The sequence below is a fragment of the Streptomyces sp. NPDC002076 genome, from assembly GCF_053593835.1.
The window spans coordinates 1-17,342 of the sequence record NZ_JBSFDI010000034.1; the positions used below are offsets into that span (position 1 = coordinate 1).

15 protein-coding genes and 1 pseudogene are annotated in these 17,342 nt (G+C 66.9%); 9 read left to right on the forward strand and 7 right to left on the reverse strand.

Annotated elements, in window-relative coordinates:
- Positions 1-92: 92 nt before the first annotated feature.
- From ACWCQS_RS41935 to ACWCQS_RS41945, 3 genes and pseudogenes are all read right to left on the reverse strand, one after another.
- The gene (locus ACWCQS_RS41935) at positions 93-350 is read right to left on the reverse strand and encodes a hypothetical protein (RefSeq protein ID WP_451009383.1); all 258 of its coding nucleotides are present in this window, start codon (positions 348-350) and stop codon (positions 93-95) included.
- A gap of 148 nt (positions 351-498) precedes the next feature.
- Positions 499-603: pseudogene (locus tag ACWCQS_RS41940) on the reverse strand (3-hydroxyacyl-CoA dehydrogenase family protein); the annotation flags it as partial.
- Positions 604-688: 85 nt separating this feature from the next.
- A complete protein-coding gene (locus ACWCQS_RS41945) occupies positions 689-1,084 on the reverse strand; it encodes a hypothetical protein (protein ID WP_451009384.1) in 396 nt (131 codons plus the stop codon).
- Positions 1,085-2,091: 1,007 nt separating this feature from the next.
- Here ACWCQS_RS41945 and ACWCQS_RS41950 point away from each other — a divergent pair.
- A complete protein-coding gene (locus tag ACWCQS_RS41950) occupies positions 2,092-2,469 on the forward strand; it encodes a hypothetical protein (protein ID WP_451009385.1) in 378 nt (125 codons plus the stop codon).
- Complete coding sequence (locus tag ACWCQS_RS41955; RefSeq protein ID WP_451009386.1) at positions 2,459-2,833, forward strand: DUF6415 family natural product biosynthesis protein; 375 nt, start codon at positions 2,459-2,461, stop codon at positions 2,831-2,833. Before ACWCQS_RS41950 ends, ACWCQS_RS41955 begins: the two co-directional genes overlap by 11 nt.
- 76 nt (positions 2,834-2,909) lie before the next feature.
- Here the strand turns inward: ACWCQS_RS41955 and ACWCQS_RS41960 are convergent, their stop codons facing one another.
- From ACWCQS_RS41960 to ACWCQS_RS41975, 4 genes are all read right to left on the reverse strand, one after another.
- Complete coding sequence (locus ACWCQS_RS41960) at positions 2,910-4,109, reverse strand: cytochrome P450 family protein (RefSeq protein WP_451009387.1); 1,200 nt, start codon at positions 4,107-4,109, stop codon at positions 2,910-2,912.
- Positions 4,106-5,329 carry an MAB_1171c family putative transporter gene (locus ACWCQS_RS41965; protein ID WP_451009388.1) on the reverse strand — a complete coding sequence of 408 codons (1,224 nt, stop codon included), beginning with the start codon at positions 5,327-5,329 and terminating at the stop codon, positions 4,106-4,108. Before ACWCQS_RS41965 ends, ACWCQS_RS41960 begins: the two co-directional genes overlap by 4 nt.
- A 4-nt stretch (positions 5,330-5,333) precedes the next feature.
- Positions 5,334-5,936: a hypothetical protein gene (locus ACWCQS_RS41970; RefSeq protein ID WP_451009389.1), complete on the reverse strand. Its 603-nt coding sequence runs from the start codon at positions 5,934-5,936 to the stop codon at positions 5,334-5,336.
- A 101-nt stretch (positions 5,937-6,037) separates the two neighbouring features.
- Positions 6,038-7,000, reverse strand: coding sequence for a hypothetical protein (locus ACWCQS_RS41975; RefSeq protein ID WP_451009390.1), 963 nt, complete (start codon positions 6,998-7,000; stop codon positions 6,038-6,040).
- Positions 7,001-7,532: 532 nt separating this feature from the next.
- Between ACWCQS_RS41975 and ACWCQS_RS41980 the strand changes: the two genes are divergently transcribed.
- The 7 genes from ACWCQS_RS41980 (at position 7,533) to ACWCQS_RS42010 (ending at position 17,337) form a co-directional block, all read left to right on the forward strand.
- On the forward strand, positions 7,533-7,853 hold the full coding sequence (locus tag ACWCQS_RS41980; RefSeq protein WP_451009391.1) for a hypothetical protein: 321 nt from the start codon (positions 7,533-7,535) through the stop codon (positions 7,851-7,853).
- Positions 7,854-8,203: 350 nt separating this feature from the next.
- Positions 8,204-8,869, forward strand: coding sequence for a winged helix-turn-helix domain-containing protein (locus ACWCQS_RS41985; RefSeq protein ID WP_451009392.1), 666 nt, complete (start codon positions 8,204-8,206; stop codon positions 8,867-8,869).
- 38 nt (positions 8,870-8,907) lie between these two features.
- Positions 8,908-9,642, forward strand: a complete 735-nt coding sequence (locus tag ACWCQS_RS41990; protein WP_451009393.1) for an ABC transporter ATP-binding protein — start codon at positions 8,908-8,910, stop codon at positions 9,640-9,642.
- Positions 9,642-12,188, forward strand: coding sequence for an ABC transporter permease (locus tag ACWCQS_RS41995; protein WP_451009394.1), 2,547 nt, complete (start codon positions 9,642-9,644; stop codon positions 12,186-12,188). The genes ACWCQS_RS41990 and ACWCQS_RS41995 overlap by 1 nt, the downstream gene beginning before the upstream one ends.
- A gap of 513 nt (positions 12,189-12,701) precedes the next feature.
- Complete coding sequence (locus ACWCQS_RS42000; protein ID WP_451009395.1) at positions 12,702-14,660, forward strand: BTAD domain-containing putative transcriptional regulator; 1,959 nt, start codon at positions 12,702-12,704, stop codon at positions 14,658-14,660.
- A 54-nt stretch (positions 14,661-14,714) separates the two neighbouring features.
- Entirely contained in the window at positions 14,715-16,484 is a 1,770-nt protein-coding gene (locus ACWCQS_RS42005; protein ID WP_451009396.1) for an AMP-binding protein, read from the forward strand.
- Positions 16,485-16,554: 70 nt separating this feature from the next.
- Positions 16,555-17,337 carry an ABC transporter ATP-binding protein gene (locus tag ACWCQS_RS42010; RefSeq protein ID WP_451009397.1) on the forward strand — a complete coding sequence of 261 codons (783 nt, stop codon included), beginning with the start codon at positions 16,555-16,557 and terminating at the stop codon, positions 17,335-17,337.
- Positions 17,338-17,342: the final 5 nt, after the last annotated feature.

The window sequence follows — 17,342 nt, forward strand, 5'->3', positions numbered from 1 at the left end:
GGGGGTGCCCCCTTTGGGGGAGCGTGCATGGCGTCGCGGGGCTGGGGGCACCGCCCGGCCGAAGGCTGGGGGAGGGAGTTTGACGACAGGGCCTAGCGGCCCAGCGCCTGCCAGATCGTCACGAGGAGCGCGCCCAGGGAGGTGAGCGCGGCGAGCGAGGGCAGCGGCCAGCGTGCGTGTTCCAGCGAGTTCAGGCGGGTGTCCAGCTCGTCCAGTTCCTTGGCGGTCTCGTCGGTCCGGTGCCGCAGCAGCGCCAGCCCGCCCTCGACGTGTGCGTAGGCCACGTCGAGGCGGCGCCGTAACTCTGCGAGTTCTCCCCGGATCACGGGATGCTCCGGATGGGCGGTCACGTGTCCACTCCTTTCCGTAGTCGGACGTTGTTGCATCCCTTGCATGGGCATGAGGAGTCAACTCGCCCGGCGGACACGTGGGGAGCGTGTGCGACGGGCATATGCGTGCCCGTCGCACACACGGCGTGTGAAGCGCCGTTGTCCGTGATCAGCCGTAGGTGTAGAAGCCCGAGCCGGTCTTCCGGCCCAGCCGGCCCGCCTCGACCATGCGCTGCAGCAGCGGGGGAGCGGCGTACAGCGGCTCCTTGTACTGGTGAACAGGTAGTCTGCAACGGCCCCCAGGCACAGGACCGGAACCGGGACCGGGAGGCGCAGCGGGACCCGCGCCGTACCGGTCGTCAGCAGGGCCCCGAGCGCTGACGGTCACTCGGGGCCCCGCCCGGCATCAGCTGCTGGTGGGGTAGGCGATCAGGTTTGAACCGCTTCTTGTCCAGGGCCAGGCCGGCCGACTCGTTGACGAGATAAGGCGCGACGCCCGGGTTCGGCAGATCCTTGCCGGTGCGTGCGTCCAAGGTGACTGTGCCATGGTCCGTTGTGCCGTAGACCCGTCCGTGCCAGACCGCCGTGACCTGCGGGGCGATACGGTCGGCCTGCTGGTCGGGGAGCTGCCACAGATCCTTGCCGTTGGAGGCGTCCAGACCGTACGCGAGCAGCCCCTCCGGCCCCGTACCGAAACACACCAGAGCGTTGCGATCGTCGTATACACACTTGGAGCTGGCGAGGTCTGCCGGCATCGTGCGCACGGTGTGGCCCGAGCCGGGGTCCACCAGGCGGTCGTAGGCGTCCCCGCTGTCGTAGTCCTTGCCGGAGACGCGTACCAGGCGGGGGCTGGCCGGGGCGGTGCCAACGTCGGTGCTGCGCCCTCCGCGCCAGCGGGGTTGCCGGTGGTGAGGTCGTACCCGGCGGGATGCTGGTCGACGCCGACGCTGTCATCGAGGGCTGTTCCCACCACGGAACCCCCGGCTACCGCGCCCGCCTTGAACTGGTCGATGGTCCATGTCTGGCGGGAGGTGTCCAGATCGATGCCGTACGCCATGGCGTGATCGCCGCTCTGTGTGGAGACGCGCACCACAGCAACGCCGTTCTCCGCGCCCACGATGGATGTCCGGAGATCGGAATAGACGTCGTCCCAGTGAGGCGGGCGGAGCGCCAGCTGCCATATGAGCTTGCCTGTGGCGGCGTTGACTCCGGAGACCTCCACGACCGTGTGGTCCGCTTGGGTTCCCGTGCCGGTCTGCCGCACCACGAACGGCGGGATCACGGTCTCGGTTCCGTCTGCGGTGGCCAGTACCGGGGCCGAGGCGAGAACGGTGTCGGTCCATCCGTCGCCCGAGCCCACCGGTTTGCCCTGGGGTGTGACCGTGGCTGTGATCTGCCCGGTCGCGGTGTCCACGGCCTGCAGCCGGTTGGTGGTCGCGATGAACGCGGTTCCGCGGTAGAGGGCCACCGGCAGCCGAGACGGTGAGATTCACGCCATCGGCGCGGACGGTGGCCGCTGACCTGTGGCGGAAGGCTCCGCGTGCGCTCAGGCCCGAAGCGGCACGGTTGGCCGAAATGGTGGGGGTGAGCGCCGCCAGCTAGGGGGACGGCCCGTGAACCTGGGACATCCTGTCCCTGTTACTGCCTGGTAGGAGCCCTACGGTAGCGGACCTTGCACCGTCCGTATCTGATCGCACGGCAGGACTCAGACACGGGCGGTATCGCGCTGCTCCGCTGTGGCGCGCTCTTCGCTGCGGTTCGCATGACCGCCGACCTGGTGCACGCGGCGGCCGACACAAGCGACGCCGAGAAGGTCAGCGAATACCTCGCCGAAGCGCTGTTTGGCGGGCCGGTCTTCCTCGACCAGCACAGCGCCCGCTACTACGTGCTCGTACCAGCGAGCACAGCGAACCGGGCGGAGTGGCACGACCGGCGCCACGCGCCGTACGCCGAGTGCCTCGGCCGTGACTCCTACGTTGGTGTACCCCGGCCGGATATCGACGCGCCGGATCGGCATTTCAGCTACTGGTGTGTGCCGATGGGTGGGCCGGGCGCCTTATGCGACGCCGAAGCCGTGTCGCAACTCGCCTCCTACGGGCGACACCTGCTCGTGATGGGCGAGGGTGACAGTGGGAACTGAGCGGGCCGCTCCCTTCGACCCCGAGACCATCAAGGCAGCCTGTCGTCGGGTGTTGTGGGACATCACCCCGTACGAGTCAGGAGAGGCGGAGTCGCTCGTCGAGGCCCTCGAGGGGTTCGTCCGGCAGCTTTCGCCCGAGGTCGCGGCGCTCACCCCTACGCTCGAGGACGAGATGCAGGGCGCCGCGATGCACACGCTGCGGTACGCGGACGATGTGCTTGACCCAGCGGCGCCGAGAGCCGACCGGCCGGCACGGCTGCATGACCTCGGCGTGATTGCGCGCTCGCTGCTGACAGTTGTCGAGATGACCGCTGAGTATGAAGCGAGGCGGGGGCTCGATGGTGCGGCGGCGGGCCATCGGTAATTGATGGCTCGGCTGCGGAGGAATGGCTTGGTGTACTGATGCGATGAAGGGGGCGGGAGACCCCCTCATCGGATCACTAAGTCACCACAGGGAGGCTGCGCAATCCCCGCTTGTGAAATGTCGGCCACCACTCCAGCTCCTTGGGCGCTACCGCCAGTTCAAGCGTGGGGAACCGTTCGAGGAGGGAGCGCACGGCGATTTCTGCTTCCATTCGTGCGAGCGGGGCGCCAAGGCAGTAGTGCACTCCGTAGCCGAATGCCAGGTGAGTTGGTGCTCGGCCTGGGTCGAACACGTCGGGAGACGGGAACTCTCGCCCGTCCCGGTTCGCGGACGCGATGGAGACCCACACTCGGTTGCCGGCCGGGATGAGAGCGTTCCCGATGCTGACGTCTTCGAGGGCGAAGCGGCGTACCGCCAGTGCGAAAGGGGGGTTCCAGCGCAGCGTCTCCTCGACCACCGACCGTATCGGGACGGCGCCACCTCGCACTGCCGTCAGCAGTCGGGGATGCAGCAGCAGACTGAGTGCTGTGTTGCCGATGAGATGTACGGCGTTGTCGTAGCCGGCGAACAGGATGAGGAACGCCAGGGAGACGAGTTCGGACTCGGTGAGTACGTCGCGGTCGTCGCGTGCTTGGACGAGGGCAGACAGAAGGTCATCGGTTGGACTGTTTCGTTTGTCCTCGATGACCTTTTTGAGGAACTGGTGCATCTGCCTCATCGCAGTGCGTGACTCCGTTGCCGCTCCCGGCGCTGGTGAGAAAAGAGTGTCGGTCCAGGCCCGGAAGTCGCGCGTCACCGTCTCCGGGATGCCGAGCAGTTCACAGATGACGCCCATCGGCAGCGGAACGGCCACATCGTGGACGAGGTCCACGCGAGGCCCGGTCATCGTGGTGAGGAGTTCGTCGGTCAGCTTCTGGATGCGCATGCGCAGGCCCTCGACGCGACGAGGAGTGAATGCCTTCGCGACGAGTCGGCGCAGGCGAGTGTGGTCGGGCGGATCCATGTTGAGCAGGTGAGCGTCGAGCTCAGGGGGCATGGAGGATCTGTACTCGCCGCTGGTCTTGGCGTTCGCCTTGTTCAGGGATAGCCGGGGGTCTGCCAGGGCCGCGCGGGCCTCGGCGTACCGGGTGATCAGCCACACGGGTTCGCCGTCGGGAGTGGTGGTGCGGTGGACCGGGGCGGCTTCGCGAAGCCGGGCGAAGGCACCATGTGGGTCGGCGATGAGTGCTTCACTGAGCAGTGACGAGACGCTGGCGGTCCGTTCGGTGCTGCTCATGCGTCTGTCTTCTCCGACTGGAGCCGCTCGAGAACGGCGGGGATGACGGTGGAGGTGCTGAAGGCGTCGGCGACCCGGGTCAGACGAGCACCTTCCTTATTGAGGTCGCCGTTGGCGGCGTCGTCGAAGTCTGTGCCGTGTCCTCCTGATGCCTCGCGGCCGGTAGACCGAGCCTGAAGGGCTGCTGCGAGGCGCGCGGCTTCTACCACGGCATCGGCCTCGTCGCCGGTGACGCTTTGGGCGGCTGCTATTTCTCGTGTCATACGGCTGATTTCCGGGTCATGGTGGGGACGAAGTCTCATTTCGCCGTCGAGTATCTCGATCACCTGACGGCCGAGGAAGAACCGGAGGTCGCGCGCCAGTTCCCTGCGGGAGGCCGGCGGGGCGACGAGGACGACTTCGGGGAAGGCGTGGGTGATCGCCTGCCAGAGCGGGTAGCGGCGGTGGAAGGTGCGGTAGTCGGACATCCACGCCATGGCCCTGCCGAGGCCGACGCCCCAGGCGGGCATGGTGAATCCTACGGCGAAGAGTGCCGCCGAGACGCTGGCGAACATTGGGGCGACGACGGAGTTGACGAAGCCGAGTGGCGAGATGCCGAGCTTGTCCCAGACGAGGGAGATGACCTTGGGCAGGCAGTAGCCCAAGCCGGCCACTGCTCCCGCGGTAACGGTGCGCAGGCCACGGCGCAGCCAAGGCTCGCCGACGATCTTGGAATAGCGCCAACAGAGACGGATCAGGCCGATCATGCTGACCGTGTACAGGGTCTGGTGGACGAGGAGGAACTCCCAAATGTACGCGGCCTTGGCATAGTGAACGTCGAAATCAAGGGCATGGGACGTATCGGTGGCGTCCCCCAAGAAGAACAGTACCCAGTTCGTGGTGACCGTGGCGATGGCGTATCCGAGGATCAGCCGGTGACGGAGCTGTACCTTCGACTGCGCAGACGACCAGCTGATGAGGAGGGCCAGGAACGAGGTGAGGCAGACCTCCACGGTCGTGTAGATGATCAGCGAACTGATGTTGGGCGTGCCGATCAGAGCATCGACATGTACGTACACTGGGGGAGCGGCGAAGCCGAACGGCGCGGCGAACATTGCGATCGCCAGACACAACAGCTGCAGTTCCTTGTTGCGCCAGTCGCGGGCGAGGTCTCTCAGCTTGAAGGCGAACGCGCTCCAAGCGATCAAGGAGAGCGTTCCGTAGACGATGTTGAATAACACTCGGTTATGTCCTTAGTGCGGAACTGCGCCCCAGGGAACGCTCGAGGTGGCTGACGAGGTTGCCCACGTCTTCCGAAAGACTCGCCGTCGGCCGGGGAGCGGCGTTGGTGGCCTGCAGGGGGATCAACGAGGCAACGAGCTCGGCAGCCTTCTCCTCGCTCCGGTCGTAGCAGGTACGTCCGAGGACGGTCCGCACGAGCGCAGGGTCGATGTTGGGCAGAAGGAGTCGGGAGACCTCTTCCTCCTCAGCCGGCGTGGACTCGTGCTCGCAGAGCATGTGGCCGATCTCGTGGAGGACGATGTGGCCTTGGTGTGCTTTTCTGGCCTTCGCCTCGTAGATGACGTAGTCCACGTCGGGGGTAGCGACCCACATGCCGCACAGGCCTCGGTCGGCGGGGAGCGGCATCGGTACGAGCGAGATGGCACGTCCGCGGCGCTCCTCTACCTGGTCGACGAGAGTGTTGATGTCGAACGGCTCGGGGAGATCGAGCTGCTGGACCAGGTCGGCACAGTAGCGACGTAGTTCCCTGTCATTCATCCTCGCTCCCCCCGGGTCGGCCCACTGCCACTGAACAAAGACCACTCTCGTGCTCTCTTTCACCACCATGGCGGCTGTCTCGCTCGGCAGCGGTGAAAGCCCGCATGAACCGCAGGAATCAAACCAGTTGGCTGCAGCGGAGCATCTTCGTATTCCCCTCTATCAGAAGCTCACATCCGTTGCCTCTTGCTTGCCCGCTGCAGGTGCTGGATCACCGGGACAAGGGCAGCAAGCGCCTCCTCGTCCAGATCGGCAACTGCCCGAAGAGCGATCTGGCGGGGGCCGATGCCCTGGGCTTTCAGTGTCTCCACCAGGTTGAGATCCGCGGAGACCTGAGAAGCTACTTCGTCGCTGACGAAGTAGCCCACCGGCACGCCGAAGAAGTCAGCGAGGGCTTCGAGTTGCTCAGCACTCGGCGAATCCCAAGTGCCGCGCCGTAGCTGCTCGACTTGTGCTGCCGTGATCTTGACGCCATGCGCAGTGACTGTCTCGGCGACCTCGTGCGAGGTGTACCTCTCACGCCCCTTGGGGTGCATGACCGCAAAAAGGCGGTTCAGCCTCGTCGAGAGGTCCCGGACGGCGGATGGCGGCGGTGCCGGCCTCGGTGCGTTGTCGGCGTCCGCCTCCCGAGGCGAGGGCACCGACACTGGGCGTCCCGCCGGCGAAGTGGCCAAAACTTCAGCCTCCGGCCTCACTGAGGTCTGCTGCAGTGCGGCCAACATGGGCAGCAGTACGCGGTTGAGTGCCTCAGCAGCTGGCGCAGTAAAGAACGCCTCGCCCCCTTCGATTCCGAAGAATCCCACCAGACCGTGCAGCAGTTCAACACTGGGGATTTTGTCGCCCGAGCACACCTGCCGTGCCCAGAAGGAGGAAACACCTAGCTGTCGGGAAATGCTGCTAGCCAGGTCTGACATAGGCTTTCCGGTGCGTACCAAGTAGGCATCTGCGAGAACCTTGATGCGTGCGCTGACCCGGGCAGTCACGGTTTCGGCCGGAATGTGACCGCCTCCCAGCAGGGCGGCGACGGTGTCTTCGGGAAGTGCCGTCTTGGCTGCCAGTTCCCCGATGTTGAGTAGTTGCGATCGATTCATGCCCCGTTCTTTGAGCAGTGTCTCGAGACGCGCAAGCGTCATCGGCAGGGGTGAGGCGGAGCCCACTGAGACACTCCCAAGGTACGGGTGGATTAGGTTGGTCTGGGCATGGGATCTTACAGGGCCCCCGGTCGGCGGCTCAACGATCATTTATCGCCGAAATTGAGATCGCTGTGCATCGGTCCACTCGTGCTGGCAGGACGTAAGGAGGCGGTGTGCAGCGTAGCTCTGCGGATGCGGCAACGCCGTCATCCCGTGTCGCGGGCGCCGTTGGTGCGGCGGCCCGTGACCTGCCCTGCGAAGTGCCGGACAGGCGCTGACGGGGCGTGGGTGAGTCCGCCACGTCAAGTGGCACCTGCAGCGCCGCTGGTGGTCTGAACGCCCAGGTGTGCAAGACCAGCGGGTGTGGCGCACTGCATGCTTTCAACGATCCTTTAGCCGAAAACGATCGTTGACATTGCTTATTGGGCCTAGCACGATCTTGGCGAGTCGAGCCGTGTCCGATGGGCAACTTCCCCATGACGGAGATGTCGCGATCTGTTTGTTTTTCAATCGTTGAATCGGAGACGTGTGTATGCGTGCGCCAACTGTGCGGAAGGCGCTTCAACTGACTGACGGCGACTTCACCGAAGCTGATGTGGCCGAATTCCATCGCTTGATGGCAGAGATTGTCGTGGTGTGCAAGGCGATCGGGGAGCTGTACGCGCCCGGGGGTGAATGGGACCCGACCGCCTCCGGTCTCCTTGAGCAGTTCGAGGAATCCATGCAGGTCACCGCCGATATTTCCCGGCAGCTCAACAAGACGCGCAGGGGTATCCGGAGAATTACAGACAGGACCCGAACGCGCAGGGGTGACGGTCATGGCGGCCGCTGCGGCCATCCGTGGCGGCCCTAGTGTCCCGGTCCGGAGATCCTGTCGCAGAAGTGGCAGATTCGGTCGATGGTCTGGTCAGGGGTCTTGCTCCACTTGAAGGGCCTGGCCTCTTGGTTCTAGGTCTTGATCCATTCCTCGAGTGGGGTCTTCAGCTCGTCCAGTGAGCAGAACACGCCGCGTTCGAGGCGGCGCAGCTCCAGTTCGGCGAACCACCGCTTCACCTGGGGGCGATCTGGCCGCGGCGTACGGCTTCAGCAGCGGCAAGCAACGGCCGGCAGTGCCGTGTCGCCCCGATCTCTGTGGAGTCCCGGTTGCTCAGACACTCCTGACGTCCCATCGACAGTTGCACAGATTTCTGTGCATATGGAATTATGCATACCGTGCCCGGAGAACCCAGGCTGAGAGAGATCGCCGATCTGGCGGCTCTGAAGACCCTCAGTCACCCACGGCGGTATCAGATCTTCCAGCAGCTTTCCCTGCTCGGCTCGGCCACGTCGGCGATGCTCGCGCGGGAACTCGACCTCAACACCGGGGCCACCAGCTACCACCTGCGGGAACTGGCTCGGTACGGATTCATCGAGGAGGTGCCCAAGGATCCGTATGCACACGCGCGGGAGCGGTGGTGGCGGGTGGCCCCCGTCGACCTGCGGTTTCCCGAGCGCAGCAAGCAGAGCGCGGAGGTTCGCCCGGTCATCGACGAGATGAATCGCCGGGCCTACATGGCGGATATCGAGTTGTTCGAGCAGCTTCAGCGGCAGAGCGACGATCTCGCCGAGTGGGCCGACGCGTTCCTCTACTCGCGGGGCTCGATGCAGTTGACCCTCGACGAACTGCGCTCCTTCTTCGAGGACTTCATCACCCTGATCAACCGCTACAAGCGGACCGACGACGAGGTCCCAGCCGGTGCGCGCACCGTGCTGACGCGGTTCTTCGCCCTTCCGGCTCCCGATCCAGAACAAGCCGAGACCCAGACCACCGAGACCGTTGTACCAGGGGCCGCGTCCGAGCCCGTGCGTGAGAGGAACGAGAGTTCGTGAGGATGAGAGCCAGGGGCAGGTCAGGCATGGGAGAGAGCATGATTGGCCAGGCCGTGCGACTCGAGGCCGTCAGCAAGACATACGGGCGCGGAGCCCACGCCGTCACCGCGCTGAACAATGTGTCCGTCACGATCCCCCGAGGCACCTTCACGGCCGTCATGGGCCCGTCCGGCTCCGGAAAGAGCACGTTCCTGCACTGCGCCGCGGGCCTGGACCAGCCCACCTCGGGCTCCGTCAAGATCGCCGATCAGGAGCTGACCGGCATGGACGAGACCGAGTTGACGCACTTACGCCGACAGCGCGTGGGCTTTGTGTTTCAGGCGTTCAATCTCGTCCCCGCGCTCACGGTCCGGCAGAACGTCACACTGCCGCTGCGCCTGGCGAGGCAGCGTGCCGATCGGGGGTGGCTGGAGGAGATCCTCCACAGCGTCGGGCTGTCCGGACGCGCAGACCACCGGCCGGCGCAGTTGTCCGGCGGCCAGCAGCAGCGGGTCGCGATCGCCAGGGCCCTGATCACTCGGCCCGACGTCATCTTCGGTGACGAGCCGACCGGTGCGCTGGACACCGTCACCGCAAAGGAGATCCTCACTCTGCTGCGAGGGTGTGTCGACGAAGACGGGCAGACGGTCGTCCTCGTCACTCACGACCCGGTCGCGGCCTCCTACGCGCACCGGGTGCTGTTTCTCGCTGACGGCCGCATCGTGGACTACGCGGACAACCCTACGGCCGACCAGGTCGCCGAACGCATGACGCATCTGGGAGCGTGGGCCTGATGATCCGTTATGCGTTCAGCACGCTGCGGTTCCGGAAGGGCGGCTTCATCGGAGCCTTCCTGGCGCTGCTGTGCGCCGCCGCCCTCATCACCGCCTGCGGCACCCTGCTGGTGACCGGGCTGAGCGGAAAGATCAAGGCAGAACGCTATGCCGCAGCGCCGATCGTGGTGGCCGGGGACCAGAACGTCCACCAGACGACGGTGAAGGAGAAGCACGGCAAGAAGAAGGTCAAGCACAAGGCCAAACCGCTCGACGAACGGGTCTGGCTGCCTGCCGGCCTCACCGCGAAGATCGGTGCCGTCCCCGGTGTCAGAGCCGCCGTGCCCGAACTGGACTTCCCCGCCTACGTCGTCACTCGCGACGACCGGATCGTTCAAGGCCCGGACGGCAAGGCCTCGTGGGGTCACTCCTGGACGTCGGCCGCGCTGACGCCGTTCCGGCTCATGGCCGGCAACGCCCCCCGTACCACTGGGGAGGTCGTGCTCGACCGGGAACTGGCCGCGCGGGCTGGCCTCAAGACCGGCGACCGCGTCACTGTGCAGTCCACAGCGGCGCCGACCACATACCGAGTGTCCGGCATCGCTGCCGCCGACGGCGGTGATCTGCGCGAGCAGTCCTCCCTGTTCTTCTCCGATGAGGAGGCCAAGCGGCTGAGCGAGCGCCCGGGCCATGTGGCCGCTATTGGGGTCATCCCCAAGACGGGCGCCGACCCAGGGCAGCTCAAGGACGCCATCTCGCGCGCGCTCGACGGCACCTCCGCCCAGGTGCACGGCGCCGACGACCGTGGCGGCGTGGAGTTCCTCGGTGCCAGCAAGGCCCGGGTATCGCTGATCAGCATGGGTGGCGCGATCGCGGCGGTCTCCCTGCTCGTGGCCATCCTCGTGGTGGTCGGAACCTTTGCGCTCTCCATTCAGCAGCGGCACCGGGAACTGGCCCTGCTGCGTGCCGTGGCGGCGACACCCCGACAGATCCGCCGTCTGATCGGCAGGGAAGCCGCCATCATCGGGCTCGTCGCGGGTGCCGTCGGCGCGGTCGCCGGGCTGCCGATCGCCCTCTGGCTGCACGGCAAGTTCGTCGACTTCGGCACCATTCCGGACACGCTGGAGTTGACTCTCAGCCCGTACCCGATGCTCGCCGCAGTGGCCGTCACGGTGCTCGGTGCCTGGGCGGCGGCTCGGGTCTCGGCCCGGCGGGTGGCGAAGATCCGCCCCGCTGAGGCGCTGTCCGAGGCCGCGATGGAGACCCAGGCGTACGTGCCGCGGCGGCTGATCCCCGGCGCGATCTTCCTGGCGGTCGGCATCGTGACGCTGTTTGTTCTGAGCGTGCTGCACACGGAGCCGGCGTCGGCGCCCGTCACCTATCTGTGCGTGATCATGCTCTCCGCCGCTGTGGCGCTGCTGGGACCGGTCATCGCGCGGGCCGGTATCGCCGCGCTCAGCAAGCCACTGGGGCTGTGGCGGATCAGCGGATACCTCGCGATGGCCAACAGCCGGACCAACCTGCGGCGGGTTTCCGGTGCCCTCACTCCGCTCACCCTGCTGGTGGGCATGACCTGCACCATCATCTTCGTCCAGTCGACCCTGGGGCACGCGGCACAGAGCCAGGCCAGGGAGGGCAACCTTGCGAACTACACCCTGGCTTCCGCCGGGCCGGGCGTGCCTCGGGAAGCGGCGGACAAAGTACGTGAGTTGCCCGGCGTCAGCACCGTCACCGAGGTCGTGCGCAGCACCGTACGTGTGGGCCTGGACAAGTTCCAGGTACAGGGCGTCAGCACCAAGGGCCTGAGCAAGACCATGGATCCGGACGTCGCCTCGGGTTCCCTGGGCGATCTGGGCGGCAATGGCGTGGCTGTCAGCAAGGTGGCCAAAGGCATCGTCGGCGGCGTCGGCAGCAAGGTCAAGGTGACCATGGGAGACGGCACCCGGGTGCGGCTCACTGTGGTCGCGGTGTACGACCGGGGGCTGGGCTTCGGCGATCTCACCATGGCCCATGACCTGGTGGCCGCACACGTTGACAATCCGCTGAGTTCCGCGGTCCTCGTCAAGACCGACCGGTCGAAGCAGGAACTGGCCGCCGCGGTGCGTGGCTATCCCGGGGTCCACGTCCTCGACCGTGACCAGGTGGACTCGCTGTCGGCGGACCAGCAGCAGTCCAACGCCGCCGTCAACTTCGTGGCGATGGGCCTGATCATCGCCTTCACGGCCATCGCCGTGGTCAATACGCTCGCCATGGCCACCACGGGCCGCACCCGGGAGTTCGCGCTGCTGCGGCTGGTCGGTACGACCCGGCGGCAGGTACTGCGGATGCTCCGCCTGGAGTCGCTCACGGTGGTACTGCTCGCGGTGGTCGTCGGCACGCTCATCGCGGTGGCGACGCTCACCGCGTTCGCCATCGGTATGACGGGCAGCGCGTCGCCCTATCTCTCCTTGTCCGTCTACGCGGGTGTGGTGGCGATCGCCGCATGCCTGGCGCTGGCCGCAACGATGATCGCGGCCAGAGTCTCCCTGCTGGGCAGGCCGGCGGACGTGATCGGCGCCCGGGAGTAGCCCGCAGGGGCGAGTCCGCCGGTCCCGCGGGCCGACCGCTCCTTCTTCCCGCCCGGACACGGGCGGGAAGAAGGGCACTTCGATCAGGCCACTGGCCGTGCAGGCCAGCCTGGCTTCACCCGTGGCTTGAATGTGTTGTCTTCTCTGCGAAGAGCGTAATTTAAAAGGACGGAGCGACCGGAGATGTGGTAGATCGCCCGTCTGTACCGCTGCCGCAGGGGCGAATCCGTGTTCGGGTAAAGGACTAGAGAAACCGAACGCGAGCTGTGTACGTTACGCGTGATGGCTTTTGCGTGTTATCGAAAGAGCACGTTGCTTTCGTGTCAGGGGATTGGCCGGCAGATTGAACCCATGGGCGGCTGGATCTCGATGGCTCGGTGACCGCTCGTCTCTCTTCTGTGTGACTGGAATTGAGCCGATGGGCGTTTTCTGATCCGCCCCTTGGACTGCCGGCGGAAGTGATGACTTCCCTGACCGATTCGGCATGGAAACTCAATAACACTACGGGGAAACATGAGATTTCAGGTTCTAGGTCCGGTAGAAGTCTGGGAGGGGCAGACTCAAGTCCTGCTCGGTGGACCGAAACTCCGGACCGTGCTCGCGGCGCTGTTGCTCGCCCGGGGACGAGTCGTCAGTGACTCGAAACTTACCTCCCTGTTATGGGGCGAGGTTCCGCCCTCCACGTACACCGCGCAGATCCACACCTACATGTCCCGGCTCCGGCATCTGATCGGCCCGCAGGCCGCGGTGATTCGGCAGAGCTCCGGATACCTGTTACGGATGCCGCTCAACACCCGGCGGGAACCGGCCGTTCTTGAGCCCGCAGTGACCGTGGATCTGCTGGAGTTCGAGCGACTCACCGCGCAAGGACGCGAGGCGCACAAGCGCGGGGACGTCGTCGCCGCATCCGACCTGCTGAGCGCGGCGCTCGCCACCTGGTCCGGGCCGGTGCTGGGCGGTGTCACAGACTCTCTGGCAGAGGACGAGCGCCCGCACCTGGAGGAGACTCGGCTGTCGGTGCTGGAGCAGCGCATCGAAGCCGATCTCGCACTCGGCCGCCACGCGGATCTGGTCCACGAACTGATGGGCTGGGTCAGGGCACACCCGTTGCGGGAACGGCTGCGGGGCCAGCTGATGACGGCGCTGTACCGATGCGACCGGCAGGCGGACGCCCTCTCCGTCTTCCAGGAGGGCAGGCAGGCGCTCGCCGAGTCGCTGGGCATCGATCCCGGTCCCACGCTGAGCAACCTTTATCAGGCCATACTGGTGGGCGATCCATCCCTGTCTGCCCCTGTGCAGCGCCTGGCCCTCGGCGCGCACCCGGTGGCACCGGGGCTGCTGCCCGCCGCACCGGCCGACTTCACCGGTCGGCAGGCGGAGGTGGCGGAGCTCAAGGAGTTGCTCGCCGCACCCGGGAAACGGTCGGGCCCGCCGGCTGTGGGGGCCGTCATCGGGATGCCCGGAATCGGCAAGACCGCACTCGCCCTGCACGTCGCTGGCCTGGTGTCCGGCCAGTACCCCGACGGTCAGCTCTTCGTGGATCTGCGCGGCAGCCGTCCCGACCCGCTGACGGCGGACGGCGCCGTCGGTGAGATCCTCCGCATGCTCGGCGCGGACGAGGACGAGCTGCGCGCACCCGCGGACAGCCGCAGAGAAATGTGCCGCAGACGCCTGATGGGCCGTCGGACTCTCATCGTCCTTGACGACGTGGTGGATGAGCGGCAGATAAGGCCGCTGCTGCCGACCCTCCCGAGCTGCGGTGTGCTGCTCACCAGCCGCGCCCGGCTGTCCGCCCTGCCGGGCATCAGGCCCGTCTCGCTCGGTCCGTTCACCGCCGCCGACGCGCACGCCCTGCTGCAGAGCATCGTCGGTGCCGAACGCTTGTCGGCCGCTCCGCAGGCGGCACGGACACTCGTGGAAGACTGCGTCCGGCTGCCGCTCGCCGTACGGATCGTCGGTTCCCGGCTCGCCGCCCGCCCGCAGTGGCCGCTGGAACGCATGACCAAGCGGCTGGCGGAACCTCACCGCCGGCTGGACGAGTTCCGAATTGCTGACCTCGCGCTGCGGGACGTCTTCGCCTCGAGCTACGACCGCCTGTCGCCCTCCGCGCAGCGTGCCTTGCGCCTGCTGTCGCTCCTGGAGGCCCCGACCTTCTCCACCTGGACGGCGGCCCTCCTCCTCGATCTCCCCCTGGACGCCACGGACGACGTCATCGACCAACTGGTCGACGTCCACGTGGTCGACCTGGCCTTCGACACCACCACCGGTCAGTCCGTCTACACCCTGCACAGCCTGATGCGCTCCTATATGCGGGAGCGGGCGAGGGCGAACGGCAGCGTCAGAGAACGGCGGGAAGCCCTGGAGCGGCTCGACCGCCCGGCGCACTTCAGCCTCGGCCGGGACGAGAGCGCAGATACGCATCGTCTCGCCTCCCGGCTGCGCTTGGAAAGCGCCTTGGCCTGCGGCCGATGAACGAGCCGACCACACAGGCCTGGAGGAATCACCGCCACTGGAGGACCCCCCCACATGCCGACGAACATAGTGGATGTCGTCACGAGTCGCGCTGACGATTTCCCCCACCATCCAGCGGTCATCTTCGTGGACGAGGAGGACGGGCGGCAACCGCGTGAGACAACCCTGTCCTACGCAGAACTCGACCGAGCTGCGAGGGCGCGCGCCGTGTGGCTGCGCGAGCGATGCACGAGCGGGGAACGTGTCCTGCTGCTCTATCCGGCCGGCCTCGAATTCGTCAAGAGCCTGCTGGGCTGCCTGTATGCCGGAGTGGTGCCGGTACCGGCACCGATGCCCGACGGCCGGCGCCACCATCTGACTCGTGCCACTGGGATCGCCCTGGACGCTGACCCTCGCATCGCCCTTACCGACAGCGCCCATCTGGCGACTGTGGCCGCGTGGGTGGACCAGCAGGGGCTGGACCGGATGCTGTGCAGCGCCACCGATATCGCCGCCGCGGGACCGCCCGAGGAGTGGCGCCCGCCGCTTATCTCCCGTGAACCGTTCGCGCTCCTGCAGTACACCTGGGGTCCGGCGGCCACCCCGCACGGGGTGATGATCGGTCATGACAACCTGCTGCACGCCCTCGACGGCCACCGGCGGGCGCTGCGTCTGGACTCGGCCGCGGTCTTCGCCAACTGGCTGCCCGTCGAGCAGGGAACGGGGCTGGTCGGGATGCTGCTGACCCCCCTGTACCTCGGTGCCACGACCGTCATGACGTCATTCGGCGCGTTCCTCCGGTCCCCTGAGATATGGCTGCGGATGATCAGCCGCTGGGGTGCCGAGGCCAGCGTGGCGCCGGCGTTCGGTTTCGCCCTGTGCGCCGCGGAGGTGACGACACAGCAGGCGGTGGAGCTGGACCTGTCCGCATGGCGGCATGCCTTCGTCTCGGGCAGTCCCGTGGACGTTGCCGCTCTGGACCGGTTCTCGGAGCGCTTCGCCGTGTCCGGCTTCCGGCGCTCGGCGCTGCGTACTGGCTACCACTCGCCCGGCACGAGCGGATGCGCCACCCTGTCGCCCACCGGACGGGCCCCGTCCGTCCACACGGCACGCCCGAGCCGGGTCTTGTTCGTCAACGGGCTACCCCGCGCCGCGGACGCCACCTTGCCGCAGTTCGTCAGCCGGGGAGCGCCCATCGGCATTGATGTGCGCGTTGTCGATCCGCAGACCCTCGCGGTTGTACCCGACGGGCACGTCGGGGAGATCTGGCTGCGCGGCAAGAGCCTGGGGCGCGGCTACTGGAACAAGCAGGACGCCACGGTGCGCACCTTCCGGGCAGTCACTGCGGACGGAGAAGGGGGGTTTCTGCGGACGGGGGACCTCGGCGTACTCCGTGACGGGGAGCTGTACGTCTCCGGACGGCTGGAGGACACCGTCTTCCACGAGGGGGGGTATCTCTATCTGGATCATGTGCTGAAGCTGATCGAGCCCTTGGACGACGGCCTGTGCGTGCTGGCCGGCAGCGTCTTCACCGTGGCGGCGCCAGGGCAGGAGGTCGTGGTCCTGTGCGAGTACGACGTCACCGCCTCGGCGCGCAGTCCGCAGGACCTCGTGAGTGAGATACGCAGAGCAGTGGCAGGCTCGTGCGGTGTCTCGCTGGGCGGTGTGGTGTTCGTCCAGCCGGGCGGTGTGCCGAGGACGGAGACCGGCAGGGTCTCGCGCAGGCTGACCCGCGAACTGTTCATGAACGACGCCTTGGTCTGCGTGTACGAGGATCTGCGCCCCGAACTGCGGCGCCGGTACCGGCCGCACGCCGCCCCGGTAGCTGAGGGAAGCCTCATGTGAACGATGCCTCTTGCACGTCGATGTGGCAGGACCGGACCGCAGGAACGACGGATACAGGGAGAGGTTGATCATGATCGCTCGACAAGGCGACCTGCCGCCGACGGTGAGCCGTACCGGGCTCGACCACGCAATCCGCATGGAAGAGGTCACCAAGACCTACGGAGGCGTCGGGAGGCGGGTACAGGCACTCGACAACGTGTCCCTTTCCATACCGCGCGGGACCCTTACCGCCCTGATGGGACCCTCGGGCTCCGGGAAGAGCACCCTGCTCTACTGCGCGCTCGGCCTGGAGACGGTGACCTCCGGCGTGTTATGGATCGGCGGCACCCGGATAGACGGGCTGGACGAAGCGCAGCTCACCCGGTTGCGCCGCACGCGGGTGGGGTTCGTCGCCCAGTCGTTCAACCTGGTCCCTGCACTGACCGTCAGCGAGAACATTATGCTGCCGCTGCGCCTGGCCGGGATGCCGGAGGACGCGACGTGGGTCGAAGAGATCATCCTTCGGCTTGGGCTGCGCAACCAGGTCCATCGGCTTCCGGCCCAGCTCTCTGGCGGGCAGCAGCAGCGCGTCGCGGTCGCCCGGGCACTGGTGACCCGGCCGGACATCATCCTGGCCGACGAGCCCACCGGCGCCCTGGACACCGTCATGGCGAAGGAGATCCTGACGCAGCTGCGGGCGTGTGTGGACGAGACAGGGCAGACCGTCCTGATGGTCACCCACGATCCTGTCGCGGCCTCCTTCGCCGACACCGTGTGGATCCTCGCCGACGGCCGTGTGGTGGACCGCGCTGACGCGCCGACGGCGGCCCGGGTCGCGGAACTAATGACCGGACTCGGGGCGCCCGCCCGCTGACGTCG

Bases quoted from the DNA above. Each gene is read 5' to 3' on its own strand.
- ACWCQS_RS41945 (WP_451009384.1), bottom strand. From the start codon at position 1,084: ATGCCGGCAGACCTCGCCAGCTCCAAGTGTGTATACGACGATCGCAAC.
- ACWCQS_RS41950 (WP_451009385.1), top strand. From the start codon at position 2,092: ATGACCGCCGACCTGGTGCACGCGGCGGCCGACACAAGCGACGCCGAG.
- ACWCQS_RS41960 (WP_451009387.1), bottom strand. From the start codon at position 4,109: ATGAGCAGCACCGAACGGACCGCCAGCGTCTCGTCACTGCTCAGTGAA.
- ACWCQS_RS41970 (WP_451009389.1), bottom strand. From the start codon at position 5,936: ATGGTGGTGAAAGAGAGCACGAGAGTGGTCTTTGTTCAGTGGCAGTGG.
- ACWCQS_RS41975 (WP_451009390.1), bottom strand. From the start codon at position 7,000: ATGACGCTTGCGCGTCTCGAGACACTGCTCAAAGAACGGGGCATGAAT.
- ACWCQS_RS41980 (WP_451009391.1), top strand. From the start codon at position 7,533: ATGCGTGCGCCAACTGTGCGGAAGGCGCTTCAACTGACTGACGGCGAC.
- ACWCQS_RS41985 (WP_451009392.1), top strand. From the start codon at position 8,204: ATGCATACCGTGCCCGGAGAACCCAGGCTGAGAGAGATCGCCGATCTG.
- ACWCQS_RS41990 (WP_451009393.1), top strand. From the start codon at position 8,908: ATGATTGGCCAGGCCGTGCGACTCGAGGCCGTCAGCAAGACATACGGG.
- ACWCQS_RS41995 (WP_451009394.1), top strand. From the start codon at position 9,642: ATGATCCGTTATGCGTTCAGCACGCTGCGGTTCCGGAAGGGCGGCTTC.
- ACWCQS_RS42000 (WP_451009395.1), top strand. From the start codon at position 12,702: ATGAGATTTCAGGTTCTAGGTCCGGTAGAAGTCTGGGAGGGGCAGACT.
- ACWCQS_RS42005 (WP_451009396.1), top strand. From the start codon at position 14,715: ATGCCGACGAACATAGTGGATGTCGTCACGAGTCGCGCTGACGATTTC.
- ACWCQS_RS42010 (WP_451009397.1), top strand. From the start codon at position 16,555: ATGATCGCTCGACAAGGCGACCTGCCGCCGACGGTGAGCCGTACCGGG.